The organism is Shinella agrisoli (assembly GCF_046557955.1).
GTDB lineage: Bacteria > Pseudomonadota > Alphaproteobacteria > Rhizobiales > Rhizobiaceae > Shinella.
Window position 1 is genome coordinate 70,116 of sequence record NZ_JBJIEP010000011.1, and the last position, 13,737, is coordinate 83,852.

General features: G+C 66.5%; 15 protein-coding genes. 13 read left to right on the plus strand and 2 right to left on the minus strand.

Annotation, left to right across the window (positions count from 1 at the left end; genetic code table 11):
* The first annotated feature begins 105 nt into the window (after nucleotides 1-105).
* The 8 genes from ACIIOY_RS13780 (at nucleotide 106) to ACIIOY_RS13815 (ending at nucleotide 7,252) form a co-directional block, all read left to right on the plus strand.
* Nucleotides 106-1,428: a L,D-transpeptidase family protein gene (locus ACIIOY_RS13780; RefSeq protein WP_411035252.1), complete on the plus strand. Its 1,323-nt coding sequence runs from the start codon at nucleotides 106-108 to the stop codon at nucleotides 1,426-1,428.
* Between the two features lie 121 nt (nucleotides 1,429-1,549).
* On the plus strand, nucleotides 1,550-1,846 hold the full coding sequence (locus ACIIOY_RS13785) for a type II toxin-antitoxin system RelE/ParE family toxin (RefSeq protein WP_411035253.1): 297 nt from the start codon (nucleotides 1,550-1,552) through the stop codon (nucleotides 1,844-1,846).
* A 2-nt stretch (nucleotides 1,847-1,848) separates the two neighbouring features.
* Complete coding sequence (locus tag ACIIOY_RS13790; protein WP_411035254.1) at nucleotides 1,849-2,157, plus strand: addiction module antidote protein; 309 nt, start codon at nucleotides 1,849-1,851, stop codon at nucleotides 2,155-2,157.
* Between the two features lie 140 nt (nucleotides 2,158-2,297).
* Complete coding sequence (gene glyA / locus ACIIOY_RS13795; RefSeq protein WP_411035255.1) at nucleotides 2,298-3,596, plus strand: serine hydroxymethyltransferase; 1,299 nt, start codon at nucleotides 2,298-2,300, stop codon at nucleotides 3,594-3,596.
* A gap of 13 nt (nucleotides 3,597-3,609) precedes the next feature.
* A complete protein-coding gene (nrdR, locus tag ACIIOY_RS13800; protein WP_411035256.1) occupies nucleotides 3,610-4,089 on the plus strand; it encodes a transcriptional regulator NrdR in 480 nt (159 codons plus the stop codon).
* Nucleotides 4,090-5,364 (plus strand): bifunctional diaminohydroxyphosphoribosylaminopyrimidine deaminase/5-amino-6-(5-phosphoribosylamino)uracil reductase RibD, encoded by a 1,275-nt coding sequence (gene ribD / locus ACIIOY_RS13805; protein WP_411035257.1) that lies wholly within the window; start codon nucleotides 4,090-4,092, stop codon nucleotides 5,362-5,364.
* Nucleotides 5,364-5,981, plus strand: a complete 618-nt coding sequence (locus ACIIOY_RS13810; protein ID WP_411035258.1) for a riboflavin synthase — start codon at nucleotides 5,364-5,366, stop codon at nucleotides 5,979-5,981. Before ribD ends, ACIIOY_RS13810 begins: the two co-directional genes overlap by 1 nt.
* 134 nt (nucleotides 5,982-6,115) lie before the next feature.
* Nucleotides 6,116-7,252, plus strand: coding sequence for a GGDEF domain-containing protein (locus ACIIOY_RS13815; protein ID WP_411035259.1), 1,137 nt, complete (start codon nucleotides 6,116-6,118; stop codon nucleotides 7,250-7,252).
* A gap of 6 nt (nucleotides 7,253-7,258) precedes the next feature.
* Here the strand turns inward: ACIIOY_RS13815 and ACIIOY_RS13820 are convergent, their stop codons facing one another.
* Nucleotides 7,259-7,762 carry a cupin domain-containing protein gene (locus ACIIOY_RS13820; RefSeq protein ID WP_411035260.1) on the minus strand — a complete coding sequence of 168 codons (504 nt, stop codon included), beginning with the start codon at nucleotides 7,760-7,762 and terminating at the stop codon, nucleotides 7,259-7,261.
* Between the two features lie 203 nt (nucleotides 7,763-7,965).
* Here ACIIOY_RS13820 and ribH point away from each other — a divergent pair, with 203 nt between their 5' ends.
* The 4 genes from ribH to ACIIOY_RS13840 all read left to right on the plus strand — a co-directional run bounded on the left by ribH (nucleotide 7,966) and on the right by ACIIOY_RS13840 (nucleotide 12,474).
* A complete protein-coding gene (gene ribH / locus ACIIOY_RS13825; protein ID WP_411035261.1) occupies nucleotides 7,966-8,427 on the plus strand; it encodes a 6,7-dimethyl-8-ribityllumazine synthase in 462 nt (153 codons plus the stop codon).
* On the plus strand, nucleotides 8,424-8,906 hold the full coding sequence (gene nusB / locus ACIIOY_RS13830) for a transcription antitermination factor NusB (RefSeq protein ID WP_411035262.1): 483 nt from the start codon (nucleotides 8,424-8,426) through the stop codon (nucleotides 8,904-8,906). Before ribH ends, nusB begins: the two co-directional genes overlap by 4 nt.
* A gap of 12 nt (nucleotides 8,907-8,918) precedes the next feature.
* Nucleotides 8,919-10,145, plus strand: a complete 1,227-nt coding sequence (locus ACIIOY_RS13835) for an MFS transporter (protein WP_411035263.1) — start codon at nucleotides 8,919-8,921, stop codon at nucleotides 10,143-10,145.
* Nucleotides 10,146-10,338: 193 nt separating this feature from the next.
* Nucleotides 10,339-12,474: a sodium-translocating pyrophosphatase gene (locus tag ACIIOY_RS13840; protein WP_411035264.1), complete on the plus strand. Its 2,136-nt coding sequence runs from the start codon at nucleotides 10,339-10,341 to the stop codon at nucleotides 12,472-12,474.
* A 73-nt stretch (nucleotides 12,475-12,547) separates the two neighbouring features.
* On the opposite strand, the gene ACIIOY_RS13845 is transcribed toward ACIIOY_RS13840, so the two are convergent.
* Nucleotides 12,548-13,018 carry an outer membrane protein assembly factor BamE gene (locus ACIIOY_RS13845; protein ID WP_411035265.1) on the minus strand — a complete coding sequence of 157 codons (471 nt, stop codon included), beginning with the start codon at nucleotides 13,016-13,018 and terminating at the stop codon, nucleotides 12,548-12,550.
* A gap of 152 nt (nucleotides 13,019-13,170) precedes the next feature.
* Here ACIIOY_RS13845 and ACIIOY_RS13850 point away from each other — a divergent pair, with 152 nt between their 5' ends.
* Nucleotides 13,171-13,725 (plus strand): ubiquinol-cytochrome C chaperone family protein, encoded by a 555-nt coding sequence (locus ACIIOY_RS13850; RefSeq protein WP_411035327.1) that lies wholly within the window; start codon nucleotides 13,171-13,173, stop codon nucleotides 13,723-13,725.
* Nucleotides 13,726-13,737 lie beyond the last annotated feature (12 nt).

The window sequence follows — 13,737 nt, forward strand, 5'->3', positions numbered from 1 at the left end:
GTTTGTTAACCCTGTTCGTGATAGCTGCATCGGGTATGGGCCTTTTGGTCGACTGCCGCGTGCGCCTCGCCGCTCACGGCGGCGTCTCAGGAGATGGTAGGATAGATGTCTCGCAAAACCGGATTTGATGTGTTCTCGCGCCGCGCATTCCTGCGCTCTGCCGCAACCTTCGGCGCCGCTGCCGTGGCCGGCCCGACGCTGGCCCAGACGGCGATCGACGATATCCTCAATGCTCCGCGCCGCGGCAACTGGGACGACCAGTTCGATGCCGAGGCTTCGCGTACCGCCGTCGCCGTCGTCTCCAACAACCCGATCTTCGGGTCGGGCAGCACGGGCTACCTCCAGCAGGCGATCTTCGACTACCAGAACATCGTGTCGAGCGGCGGCTGGCCGGCGGTCAACACGCAGCAGAAGCTGGAAATGGGCGTTGCCGACCCGGCCGTCCAGCAGCTGCGCCAGCGCCTGATCATCTCCGGCGACCTGCCGCGCGCGGCCGGCGTCTCGGGCACCTTCGATTCCTACGTGGACGGCGCCGTCAAGCGCTTCCAGGCCCGTCACGGCCTGCCGGCCGACGGCGCGGTCGGCGAATATACGCTGAAGGCGCTGAACGTGCCGGCGGACGTGCGCCTCGGTCAGCTCCAGACGAACCTCGTCCGCCTCCAGGCGATGTCAGGCGACCTCGGCCGCCGCTATGTCATGGTCAACATCCCGGCCGCCTATATCGAGGCCGTGGAGAACGGCCGCGTCGCCTCGCGCCACACGGCCATCGTCGGCAAGATCGACCGCCAGTCGCCGGTGCTGAATTCCAGGATCTACGAAGTGATCCTGAACCCCTACTGGACCGCGCCGCGTTCGATCATCCAGAAGGACATCATGCCGCTGATGCGCAAGGACCCGACCTATCTCGAGCGCAACGCGATCCGCCTCTTCGACGGCTCGGGCAACGAGGTCTCGCCGGAGACGGTCGACTGGAACGCCGAAAAGGCGCCGAACCTGATGTTCCGCCAGGACCCGGGCAAGATCAACGCCATGTCCTCGACGAAGATCAACTTCCACAACGAGCATCAGGTCTACATGCACGACACGCCGCAGCAGGGCCTGTTCAACAAGCTGATGCGCTTCGAATCGTCCGGCTGCGTGCGCGTGCAGAACGTGCGCGACCTCTCCGTCTGGCTGCTCAAGGAAACCCCCGGCTGGTCGCGCCAGCAGATGGAGGCGACCATCAAGAGCGGCGTCAACACGCCCATCAAGCTCGCCGAGGAAGTGCCGGTCTACTTCACCTACATCACCGCCTGGTCGGCCAAGGACCGCGTCGTGCAGTTCCGCGACGACATCTACCAGAAGGACGGCGCGACGGAGCTAGCGCTCCAGACCGGCTACAACCAGGAAGGCGGCCAGTCCGTCGAGAGCGATCTGCTGCCGCAATAATCACGGCGTCGCGAATGCGTCGGGCCGCGTCCTCCTCTGGAAGACGCGGCCTCTGGAAGACGCGGCTTTTTTGATTCAGGGCTTGCTTGAAGATGTGTCCTCTATGGGATACATTTTCCCAATGTTCACGCTGATTGCGAGCAGCAAGTTCGAGAAATGGTTCGACGGCCTCAGGGACTACCGTGCCAGCGCCCGTATTCGTCAGCGGCTGGCCCGTCTGGAACAGGGGCATTTTGGAGATGCGAAGCCTGTCGGCGATGGCGTCAGCGAGATGCGCATCGATTACGGTCCCGGCTATCGCGTGTATTTCATGCGTAGCGGCCCGGTTGTCATCGTTCTCCTGTGTGGCGGGCACAAGGGGAGCCAGAACAGGGATATAGATGAGGCCAAACGGATCGCGCGGGAATGGAAGGAGTGAAGATGCAGAAAAAGGCAACGTTCAAGCCGTTCGATCTTGCCCGGAACCTCGACAGCGAGGAAGAGATCGTCGAATTCCTCGCCGCTGCCTTCGAGGAGGGCGATGCGGCGCATATCGCCCATTGCCTCGGCATTGTCGCACGGGCGCGCAACATGGCCCAGCTTGCCCGGGATGTCGGCATGAGCCGTCCGGCGCTCTACAAGGCCCTTAGCGGCGAGGGCAATCCGGAATTTGCGACGGTCGTGAAGATCATGCAGGCGCTCGGCTTCGGCCTTGCGCCGGTGTCGCGGAAAGGCGACGAGGCCGCTTAGGCGCTTCCGGCGGATGAGAGCGTCCTTGTCGTTTTTGTCCTATATGGCGCGCGGAAATGGCGCAAACCGTGGAGCGGATATTGCCCTTGCCATGCGAGGACGATAAACACCGTGCCACCTGACCCTAAGGAGCCTCGAGGATGAGCCAGTCTTCCGCCACCGAAGTTTTCTTCACGCGTTCCCTTGCCGATACCGACCCGGAGATTTTCGGCTCCATCCAGAAGGAACTTGGTCGCCAGCGCCACGAGATCGAGCTGATCGCCTCGGAGAACATCGTCTCGCGCGCCGTGCTCGAAGCGCAGGGCTCGATCATGACGAACAAGTATGCCGAAGGCTATCCGGGCAAGCGCTACTATGGCGGCTGCCAGTTCGTCGACATCGCCGAGGAGCTCGCTATCGAGCGCGCCAAGAAGCTGTTCGGCGTCAACTTCGCCAACGTGCAGCCGAATTCCGGCTCGCAGATGAACCAGGCCGTCTTCCTCGCGCTGCTCCAGCCGGGCGACACCTTCATGGGCCTCGACCTCAATTCGGGCGGGCACCTGACGCACGGCTCGCCGGTCAACATGTCGGGAAAATGGTTCAACGTCGTCTCCTACGGCGTGCGTGAAGGCGACCACCTGCTCGACCTCGACGATGTCGCGGAAAAGGCCCGCAAGCACAAGCCGAAGCTCATCATCGCCGGCGGCACGGCCTATTCGCGCATCTGGGACTGGAAGCGCTTCCGCGAGATCGCGGACGAGGTCGGGGCGTACCTGATGGTCGACATGGCGCACATTGCCGGCCTCGTCGCCGGCGGCCAGCATCCCTCGCCGTTCCCGCATTGCCATGTCGCCACCACCACGACGCACAAGTCGCTCCGCGGCCCGCGCGGCGGCGTCGTGCTGACGAACGACGAGGACATCGCCAAGAAGATCAACTCCGCCGTCTTCCCGGGTCTCCAGGGCGGCCCGCTGATGCACATCATCGCCGCCAAGGCGGTCGCCTTCGGCGAGGCGCTGCAGCCGGAATTCAAGGACTACGCCGCGCAGGTCGTCAAGAACGCCAAGACGCTCGCCGAGACTCTGAAGGCCGGCGGCCTCGATATCGTCTCGGGCGGCACCGACAACCACCTGATGCTGGTCGACCTGCGCAAGAAGAACGCCACCGGCAAGCGCGCCGAAGCCGCGCTCGGCCGCGCCTACGTCACCTGCAACAAGAACGGCATCCCGTTCGACCCCGAAAAGCCCTTCGTCACCTCGGGCGTGCGCCTCGGCACGCCGGCCGGCACGACCCGCGGCTTCAAGGAAGCCGAGTTCAAGGAGATCGGCAACCTGATCGTCGAGGTCCTCGACGGCCTGAAGGTCGCCAATTCCGACGAGGGCAATGCCGCGGTCGAAGCCGCCGTGCGGGAAAAGGTCGTCAAGCTGACGGACCGCTTCCCGATGTATCCGTACATGTAAGCAAGGATAGAGAATGCGCTGCCCCTATTGCGGTTCGGAAGATACGCAGGTGAAGGATTCCCGTCCGGCTGAGGACGGGGCCGCCATTCGCCGCCGGCGCATCTGCCCGGATTGCGGCGGTCGGTTCACGACCTTCGAGCGGGTGCAGCTGCGCGAGCTGATGGTCGTCAAGAAGACGGGCCGCAAGGCCCCCTTCGACCGCGACAAGCTCCTGAAATCCTTCGAGATCGCGCTTCGAAAGCGGCCCGTCGACCGGGACCGCATCGAACGCGCGGTCTCGGGTATCGTCCGCCGGCTCGAAAGCTCCGGCGAGACGGAGATCTCCTCCGAGGAAATCGGCCTCCAGGTGCTGGAGGCGCTGAAGGCGCTCGATGACGTGGGCTTCGTGCGCTACGCGTCGGTCTACCGCGACTTCTCCCATGTCGACGACTTCGAGAAGATCCTCGCCGAGGTCGCCGCCAAGATCGCCCGGGATCCGGGCGCCGACGGCTAGATGCCCGGCCGCGCCGAAGACGACGAGCGCTTCATGGCGGCGGCGATCCGCCTCTGCCGCCGCAATCTCGGCCTGACCTCCACCAATCCTTCCGTCGCCTGCCTCATCGTCAGGGATGGCGTGATCGTCGGCTCGGCCGTCACCGCGCCCGGCGGAAGGCCGCATGCGGAAACGCAGGCGCTCGCCGAGGCCGGCGAGGCGGCGCGCGGGGCGACCGCCTATGTCACGCTCGAACCCTGCTCGCACCACGGCAAGACGCCGCCCTGCGCCGATGCATTGATCGCGTCCGGCGTCGCGCGCGTCGTCGTCTCGGTGACCGATCCGGACGAGCGCGTGGCGGGCAGGGGGCTTTCGATGCTGCGCGATGCCGGCATCGCGGTCGAGACGGGCGTGCTGGAGTCGGAAGGCCGGGCGGCGCTCGCCGCCTACCTGATGCGCCAGACGAGGAAACGGCCCCATGTGACTCTCAAGCTTGCCGTTTCGAGCGACGGCATGCTCGGCCGGCTGGGGGCGGGGCAGGTGGCGATCACCGGGCCGGTCGCGCGCGGGCAGGTGCATGTGCTGCGCGCCGAGACGGACGCGATCCTCGTCGGCATCGGCACGGCGCTCGCCGACGACCCGGAGCTGACCTGCCGCCTGCCGGGCCTCGAAGCCCGCTCGCCGGTGCGCATCGTGCTCGACCCGCGCGTGGAGCTGCCGCCGGCGTCGAGGCTGGCGCGCACGGCGCGCGACGTGCCGGTCATCGTGGTGGCGGGGAAGGTGGATGATGCTTCCTTCCCCGAGGGAACCGAGCGTCAAACTCCCGTCTCCCCCCTTGCGAGGGAGATGTCGGCCCAGCCGACAGAGGGGGGCGGTGCGGCATATGCTTCTGCCGGATCGAAGCCGATGCGGTCGCGGAGCCACCCCCCTCTGTCACCTCCGTTGACATCTCCCCAGCAAGGGGGGAGAGAGGCGTTTGAGGCCCGCGCCGCCGCCCTCGAAGCCTTGGGCGTCGAGGTGCTGATCTGCGATCCGCACCGGCTCGACGACCTGCTGGTGGCGCTCGCCACGCGCGGCATCTCCTCGCTGCTGGCCGAAGGCGGGGCGCGGACGGCGCGCTCCTTCCTCGATGCCGGGCTGGTCGACCGGATCCTGCTTTTCAACGGCGCAGTTCCTGTTGGCGAAGGCGGGATCGCGTCCCCATGTGTATCCGGGCGCATGCCGGAGGGCTTTTCGCTGCGCCGGACGGCCCGCTACGGCGCGGACATTCTGGAAGAATACGAAAGAGGCGATTGATGTTTACCGGCATTGTCACGGATATCGGAACGGTGGAGAAGGTCGAGCCCATGAACGAGGGCATCCGCCTGCGCGTGCGCACGAACTACGACCCCGCCACCATCGACATGGGCGCTTCCATCGCCCATTCCGGCACCTGCCTCACGGTCACGGCCCTGCCGGAAGAGGGCTCCAACGCCCGCTGGTACGAGGTGGAGGCCTGGGAGGAGGCGCTGCGGCTGACGACGATCGGCGAGTGGACGCCCGGCACGCGCATCAACCTCGAGCGTTCGCTGAAGATCGGCGACGAGCTCGGCGGCCACATCGTCTCCGGCCATGTCGACGGCAAGGCGGAGATCCTCTCCGTCGAGGCCGAGGGCGATGCCACGCGTTTCCGCATCCGCGCGCCGGAAGGGCTGGAGCGCTTCGTCGCGCCGAAGGGTTCCGTCGCGCTCGACGGAACCTCGCTCACCGTCAACGCGGTCGACGGCGCCGTCTTCGACGTGCTCATCATCCGCCACACGCTCGAAGTGACCACCTGGGGCGAGCGCAAGGCGGGCGACTTCGTCAACTTCGAGGTCGACACCATGGCGCGCTATGCGGCGCGGCTCGCCGAGTTCCCCGCGCCCAAGGCGTGACGGCGGCGTGACAGCCGGGCGGCATTGTCGCGGATCGGCACGCAAAAGGATCGGATTTCCGTTCCCCGGGTAACGATATCGATACTCCTCCGCTTCTAGGGTGCGCGCATCGGACCCTTGGAGACCGCTCTAGCATGACGCCCGACTACCAAACCCTGCTCCTCGCGATCGGGCTGTCCGGCTTCTGCCTCTCAGCCACGCTGTTCGCTTCATGGATGTCCGCGCGCGTCGAGCGTTTCCTGCTCTCCTGGTCCCTCGGCATCGGCTGCATCGTGCCGGCGGTCACGGCCTACAGCATCTATTTCGAGAATCCGGACTACCGGATCGGAAGCCTCGCCTTCATGCTGCAGTTCCTCGGCTTCGCCTTCATCTACGGCGCGGCCTACCGGTTTCGCACCGGGCGGAGAGGGCGCGGGCGCATGGTCGTGGTCTTCGCCACGAGCTCGGCGCTGACCCTCCCATGGCTGGCGGCCGGCTATGACGGGATCGGCTTCATCGCGCTCAACCTGCTGATCGCCGCCTGGCTCGTCGCGACGGCGTCGGAATATTGGCGCGGCCGGCAGGAGGCGCCGTTGCCGCTGAAGGGCATCGTCATCCTCTACCTGCTGACGGCCGCCTCCTTCCTGCTTTGCGCCGGCGTGCTCATCCACGAGGGCCGATGGGTGATGGGGCACGCGCCGGATAACTGGGCGGAAAACCTCAATCTCGTCATGGCGATCATCGGCATCACCGGCATCGGCGCCATGTCGCTGGCGCTCAACCAGTGGCGCGTCGCGGGCAACCACCAGCGTGCGGCGCTGACGGACGCGCTGACGGGCCTTCTCAACCGCCGCGCCCTTTTCGAGCGCCATGGCGGGGAGCCCGTCGAGGGGCACAGGGCTGCCATCGCCTTCGACCTCGACAGTTTCAAGTCCGTCAACGACCGCTACGGCCATGCGGCCGGCGATGCGGTGCTGAAGGTTTTCGCCGACGTGCTGCGCGACGCCTGCGGCGCTGCCGCCTCCGTCGCCCGCCTCGGCGGGGAGGAATTCATCGTCGTGCTGGACAGGACCCTGCCGGACCGGGCGCAGCGCGTCGCCGAGCGCGTGCGCGCGGATTTCGCGGCCAAGCTCATTCCCATCGGCGGCCGCTCCATAACCTGCACGGTGAGCGCCGGCATCGCTTTCGGCAACGACCAGTGCGCGAACTTCGATTCCCTGCTCAGCAATGCCGACAAGGCGCTCTACATGTCGAAGCGCAACGGCCGGAACCGCGTTTCGCCCGCCGCCTGATCCGCCTCAGGCGCCCGGCTCGCCCTCCCAGTAATCGACGGTCCCGCCGGCGCGGCCGATGGCGCGGAATTCCGTCCTGCCGCCCGTCCCAGGCCGCGTCTTGGCCAGGAACTTGCCGGAATCGGGATATTCGCAGATCTCCGTCGCCGCCATGGAGGAAACGGAGAGGTATTTCAGCGGCACCGTCCCGGTATTGATGATCTGGTGCGCCGTTTCCGGCCCGCCCGCCGGCGCGCCGAGCACGTCGCCGGGGCCGACGAGCCGCCGCGCGCCGCCGTGGCGGTACGTGCCGTGGCCTTCGAGAATGACGAAAAGCTCGTCCTCGACATGGTGGCTGTGGAAGGGGCAGCCGGATTTTCCCGGCGGCACCTCGCCATAGCCGATGCCGAGGTCCCTGAGGCCGAGAAGGGCGCCGAAGGACGTGTCGCGGGATTCGTAGAGCGTGCCCTGCGTCCAGTGCTCGAGCGTCAGCTCCGCGACATTGACGACGGGCGGTTTGCGGTCCTGCATGGCTGCTTCCTCTGCCGGGGATCGGAATAGCGTTCACTTTTTGTTCATGTCCGTCAATCCCGTTTTCTGCGGGGAAGGTCCTGCCTGGGTGCCGAATTCGCCGCACGGGGCGGAAAAGGCTTGCCAAGGCTCGCCTGTCGTGGTTTGACCGCCGCCTCTGCCCGCTCTCACGCGCGGCCTGCTTCCATTTTTCAGGTGAATTGATGGCCGACACCGATAAACCTCATCTCCTCATCGTCGAGGCGCGCTTTTACGACGACATGGCCGATGCGATGCTCGACGGCGCCAAGCACGCGCTCGATGCCGCCGGCGCCACCTACGACATCGTGACCGTCATGGGCGCGCTCGAAATCCCGGCCGCGATCTCCATGGCGCTCGACGGCATGGAGAACGGCGGCACCTGGTACGACGGCTTCGTCGCGCTCGGCATGGTCATCCGCGGCGAGACCTACCATTTCGACATCGTCGCCAACGAATCGAGCCGTGCGCTGATGGACCTTTCCGTCAGCGAGAGCCTGCCGATCGGCAACGGCATCCTGACGGTCGAGAACGACGAGCAGGGCTGGGCGCGCGCCCGCCGCTCGGAGGGCGACAAGGGCGGCTTTGCGGCGCGCGCGGCGCTGACCATGATCGCGTTGAAGCAGAAACTGGGCGGCGAACAGTGACCACGGACAGGGACAAGCAGCCGGTGAAGCCGGCCAACCAGCGCGGCGCGGCACGCCTTGCCGCCGTGCAGGCGCTCTATCAGATGGACATCGGCGGCACGGGCGTCCTGGAGATCGTCGCCGAATACGAGGCGCACCGCCTCGGCCAGGAACTCGACGGCGACACCTACCTCAAGGCGGACGCCTCGTGGTTCCGCTCGATCGTCTCGGGCGTCGTGCGCGACCAGCGCCAGCTCGACCCGATGATCGGCGCGGCGCTGCAGGACGACTGGGCGCTCTCGCGGCTCGATTCCACCGTGCGCGCCATCCTGCGCGCCGGCACCTTCGAGCTGAAGGAGCGCAAGGATGTGCCGGTCGCCGTGATCGTCACGGAATATGTCGAGATCGCCAAGGCCTTCTTCGAGGACGAGGAACCCAAGCTGGTGAACGCGGTGCTGGACCGGATCGCCAAGCAGGTTCGCCCCGATACACGCAAATAGACGGTGGACGAGATGAGCACTGGCACGGTCGAAGGTCTTGAACGGGAGCTTTCGGCCGCGCGCCGCAACGTCTTCCTGCTGACGCTCGCGCAGGCTCTGCTCGCCTCGTCCGGGCCGATCGTGTTCTCCATCGGCGGCCTTGCCGGCTACAACCTTCTCGGCTCCGACAAGTCGCTCGCGACCGCCCCGCTGACCGGCTTCAACATCGGCGTGGCGCTCGGCGCCATCCTCGTCGCCATCGCGGCGCGCATGCTCGGCCGGGCTTACGGCTTCATCGTCGGCGCGCTCGTCGGGGCAGGGGGCGGGCTGATCGCGGCCATCGCGCTGTTCCGCGGCGATTTCTGGCTCTTCGCCGCCGGTTTCCTGCTCGTCGGCATCTCCAGCGGCTTCGCGCAGAAGATCCGCTTCGCCGCCGCCGATGCCTCGCCCTCCTTCTACAAGCCGCGCGCCATTTCCTGGATCCTTGCCGGCGGCGTCATCTCCGCCGTGCTCGGGCCGCAGGTGGTCATCCTCACCAAGGACCTGTTCGAGCCGGTGCTCTTCGCCGGCGCCTTCGTGGCGCTGGTGCCGCTCTGCGGCGCGGCGATCGCGCTCTTCCTGTTCCTGCGCCTGCCGGACCACAAGGCGGCGGGCGCCGCGGGCGGCGAGGCGGTGCGGCCGCTCAGCGAGATCGTGCTGACGCAGCGCTTCCTGACGGGCATGGTCTGCGGCATCTCCTCCTATGCGCTGATGACCTTCATGATGACCGGCGCGCCGCTCGCCATGGTCATCGGCTGCGGCTTCTCCCCGGAGATGGCGACGCTCGGCATCCAGTGGCACGTGCTCGCCATGTTCGCGCCGAGCTTCTTCACCGGCATGCTGATCCAGCGCTTCGGCACGGAGAAGGTGGTCGCGGCGGGCCTCCTCATCCTCATGGCCTGCGCGGGCGTCGCGCATATGGGCATCGCGCTCTGGAACTTCTGGGGCGCGCTCATCCTGCTCGGGGTCGGCTGGAACTTCGGCTTCATCGGCGCCACCGCCATCGTCGCCTCCAGTTACCGGCCGCACGAGGCGGACAAGGTGCAGGGTTTCCACGACATCATCCTGTTCGGCGCCGTGGCGCTCGCCTCCTTCTCCTCCGGCAAGGTGTTCAACGCCTATGGCTGGCAGACCATCAACCTGACGTTCTGGCCGATCACCGGCATCAGCCTCGTGCTCGTCCTTCTGCTGCTCCTGCGAACCCGCCGGACGGCCGTCTAATCGTTTCGCATCGTCCAGCGTCGAAAAATCCGTTTGCCGTAAGCGCTTGCCGCGGTGCAGCGGCTTGACGCAGCCGATTCGCAAACGCACTCTGGCCGCGCGCCGGCTCCCGGCTTGTGAGGAGGCAAACGGGAGCGGACGCGTTTCGGCTGCGGGGAGAGGACCCTGCGGCCTCCAAGGAGGACAGAGCGAAATGACCATATTGTTGGGCGTTATCGCATGCGGGTTGCTCTCGGTGGTCTATGCCATCTGGGCGACACGGTCGGTGCTTGCCGCCGATCAGGGGAATGCCCGCATGCAGGAAATTGCAGGCTATATCCGGGAAGGGGCGCAGGCCTACCTCACCCGGCAGTACAAGACCATTGCCATCGTCGGGGTCGTCGTCTTCATCGGCACCTGGCTGCTTCTTTCCGCGACGGCTGCCATCGGTTTCCTGATCGGCGCCGTGCTCTCGGGCGTCGCCGGCTTCATCGGCATGCACGTTTCCGTCCGGGCGAACGTGCGCACGGCGCAGGCCGCGTCCGTCAGCCTGTCCTCCGGCCTCGACATCGCCTTCAAGTCGGGCGCGATCACCGGCATGCTGGTGGCGGGCCTGGCGCTGCTGGGCGTGTCGATCTACTACTGGTATCTCACCGGCGTTCTCGGCCAGGATCCGGCCTCGCGCGAGGTCATCGACTCCCTCGTCGCGCTCGGTTTCGGCGCCTCGCTGATCTCCATCTTCGCCCGCCTCGGCGGCGGCATCTTCACCAAGGGCGCGGACGTCGGCGGCGACCTCGTCGGCAAGGTGGAGGCCGGCATCCCCGAGGACGACCCGCGCAACCCGGCCACCATCGCCGACAACGTGGGCGACAATGTCGGTGATTGCGCCGGCATGGCCGCCGACCTCTTCGAGACCTATGCGGTGACGGTCGTCGCCACCATGGTCCTCGCGGCGATCTTCTTCGCCGGCACGCCGGTGCTCGCCACCGCCATGGTCTATCCGCTGGCCATCTGCGGCGCGTGCATCATCACCTCGATCGTCGGCGCCTTCTTCGTCAAGCTCGGCACGAACGGCTCGATCATGGGCGCCCTCTACAGGGGCCTCATCGTGACCGGGGCGCTGTCGATCCTCGGCCTTGCGGGCGCGACCTCGCTCACCGTCGGCTGGGGCACCATCGGCACCGTTGCCGGCAAGGAGATCACCGGCACGAGCCTCTTCGTCTGCGGCCTGCTCGGCCTTCTGGTGACGGCGCTCATCGTGGTGATCACCGAATACTACACGGGCACCAACAAGCGCCCCGTGAACTCCATCGCCCAGGCGTCCGTGACGGGCCACGGCACGAACGTCATCCAGGGCCTTGCCGTCTCGCTGGAATCGACGGCGCTGCCGGCGATCGTCATCGTCGGCGGCATCATCGCCACCTACCAGCTCGCCGGCCTCTTCGGCACCGGCATCGCCGTCACCGGCATGCTCGGCATCGCCGGCATGATCGTGGCGCTCGACGCCTTCGGCCCGGTCACCGACAATGCCGGCGGCATCGCCGAGATGTCCGGGCTCGACCCGGAGGTGCGCAAGTCGACCGACGCGCTCGACGCCGTGGGCAACACGACGAAGGCCGTCACCAAGGGCTACGCGATCGGCTCGGCCGGCCTCGGCGCTCTGGTGCTCTTCGCGGCATACTCGAACGACCTCGCCTACTTCGCGGCGAACGGCGACAGGTATCCCTATTTCGCGGATATCGGCACGATCTCCTTCGACCTCTCCAACCCCTATGTGGTGGCCGGCCTCATCTTCGGCGGCCTCATCCCCTATCTCTTCGGCGGCATCGCGATGACCGCCGTCGGACGGGCCGGCGGCGCGGTGGTCGAGGAGGTGCGCCGGCAGTTCCGCGAGAAGCCGGGCATCATGGAAGGCAAGGACAAGCCGGACTACGGCCGCGCCGTCGACATGCTGACCAAGGCGGCGATCCGCGAGATGATCATCCCCTCGCTGCTGCCGGTGCTCGCGCCGCTCGTCGTCTATTTCGGCGTGCTGCTGATTTCCGGCTCGAAGGCCTCTGCCTTCGCGGCGCTCGGCGCCTCGCTGCTCGGCGTCATCGTCAACGGCCTTTTCGTGGCGATCTCCATGACCTCCGGCGGCGGGGCCTGGGACAATGCCAAGAAGAGCTTCGAGGACGGCTTCGTCGACAAGGACGGCAACCGGCACCTCAAGGGTTCGGAAGCCCACAAGGCCTCCGTCACCGGCGACACCGTGGGCGATCCCTACAAGGACACGGCGGGTCCCGCCGTGAACCCGGCGATCAAGATCACCAACATCGTGGCCTTGCTGCTGCTCGCGGTCCTCGCCTGACCACAAGGACGGCCCAAACAAAAACCGCGGGGAGCGATCCCCGCGGTTTCTGTCCTGGAGTGCCGGCCAGGCGTCAGTTGTTGTTGCCGAGGAGGTTGCGCATCATGTTGCCGGGGTTTGCGCCGCCGCGCAGCAGCTGGCCGAGGAAGGTCGTTTCGGCGCCGCCCGTCGGCGTCACGCGCGAGATCATGTCGAAGACCTTGCCGTCCTGCAGCGTGTAGTGCGCAAGGCGCTCCACGGTGCCGTCCTTGTCGAAGTAGACGGCGAGCACGCTCTGCTCGATGAGCTTCGGCTTCATGAAGGCGACGGGCCGCTTGCGCTTCTGGGAGATGTAATAGAAGACCTCGTTGTCGAAGGTCGCGGTCGAGGACGGCGTTCCGAGCGACAAGAGCACCTGCTCGCGCGAGGAGCCGACCGGCGCCAGCGCCAGCGTCTCCTGGTCGACGACATAGCCCTGGTACAGGACTTCGCTGGGGCCTTGGCAGCCGGCCAGAACGGACGCGGAGAGGGTGACGGCAACGGCGGCATTACGCAACAGCTTCATATTCGCAGAATCTCTCTTCACAACATCCCCGGGACTATGATGGCCGCGCAGCCATTGCAATTCATGCCTGCTTCGGTAAACCAGCTTCGACCGTCATGCAACATGACTTGCGACGGCTCCATGGTTTGAATCGGGCAAAACTAGGCTTTATGATGATTTTCGGCCTGTTCGGCAAAAAAAACGGCAACCGGCGCATCGTCGAAAAGCAGTATGCGGCGCTTACAAAGGCCGCGCGGCATCCCTATCTCTATGAAGCGCTTGACGTTCCGGACACCGTCATGGGCCGCTTCGAGATGCTGTCGGCGATGCTGATCCTCTACTTCCGGCGCACGCGCGCAAGCGGCACGTCCGGGCAGGAGATCGCCCAGGAGATCGTCGACGCCTTCTTCGAGGACGTCGACCATTCGATTCGCGAGCTCGGCGTCGGCGATGTCGGCGTGCCCAAACGCATGAAGAAATTTGCCGGCATGTTCTACGGCCGGCTGGAATCCTATGCGGCGGCGCTCGATGCGGGCGACCGCGCGGGGCTTGCAGCCGCGCTCCGGCGCAATATCCATCCCGAGGCGGGAAAGGACGCTCCGTCCATGGAGCGGCTGGCCGGCTACCTCTTCGCGGCCGAGAAGGCGATGGCGGCCATCGGCGAGGACGTGATCGCGGTCGGCGCGCTCCACGTGCCCGAGCCCGGCCCTGAAGAACACGCCGCCTGAGCGCGGCCGAAG

Coding starts and splice junctions, on each gene's coding strand:
- ACIIOY_RS13780 (WP_411035252.1), top strand. CDS start 106: ATGTCTCGCAAAACCGGATTTGATGTGTTCTCGCGCCGCGCATTCCTG.
- ACIIOY_RS13785 (WP_411035253.1), top strand. CDS start 1,550: ATGTTCACGCTGATTGCGAGCAGCAAGTTCGAGAAATGGTTCGACGGC.
- ACIIOY_RS13790 (WP_411035254.1), top strand. CDS start 1,849: ATGCAGAAAAAGGCAACGTTCAAGCCGTTCGATCTTGCCCGGAACCTC.
- glyA (WP_411035255.1), top strand. CDS start 2,298: ATGAGCCAGTCTTCCGCCACCGAAGTTTTCTTCACGCGTTCCCTTGCC.
- nrdR (WP_411035256.1), top strand. CDS start 3,610: ATGCGCTGCCCCTATTGCGGTTCGGAAGATACGCAGGTGAAGGATTCC.
- ribD (WP_411035257.1), top strand. CDS start 4,090: ATGCCCGGCCGCGCCGAAGACGACGAGCGCTTCATGGCGGCGGCGATC.
- ACIIOY_RS13810 (WP_411035258.1), top strand. CDS start 5,364: ATGTTTACCGGCATTGTCACGGATATCGGAACGGTGGAGAAGGTCGAG.
- ACIIOY_RS13815 (WP_411035259.1), top strand. CDS start 6,116: ATGACGCCCGACTACCAAACCCTGCTCCTCGCGATCGGGCTGTCCGGC.
- ACIIOY_RS13820 (WP_411035260.1), bottom strand. CDS start 7,762: ATGCAGGACCGCAAACCGCCCGTCGTCAATGTCGCGGAGCTGACGCTC.
- ribH (WP_411035261.1), top strand. CDS start 7,966: ATGGCCGACACCGATAAACCTCATCTCCTCATCGTCGAGGCGCGCTTT.
- ACIIOY_RS13835 (WP_411035263.1), top strand. CDS start 8,919: ATGAGCACTGGCACGGTCGAAGGTCTTGAACGGGAGCTTTCGGCCGCG.
- ACIIOY_RS13840 (WP_411035264.1), top strand. CDS start 10,339: ATGACCATATTGTTGGGCGTTATCGCATGCGGGTTGCTCTCGGTGGTC.
- ACIIOY_RS13845 (WP_411035265.1), bottom strand. CDS start 13,018: ATGAAGCTGTTGCGTAATGCCGCCGTTGCCGTCACCCTCTCCGCGTCC.
- ACIIOY_RS13850 (WP_411035327.1), top strand. CDS start 13,171: ATGATTTTCGGCCTGTTCGGCAAAAAAAACGGCAACCGGCGCATCGTC.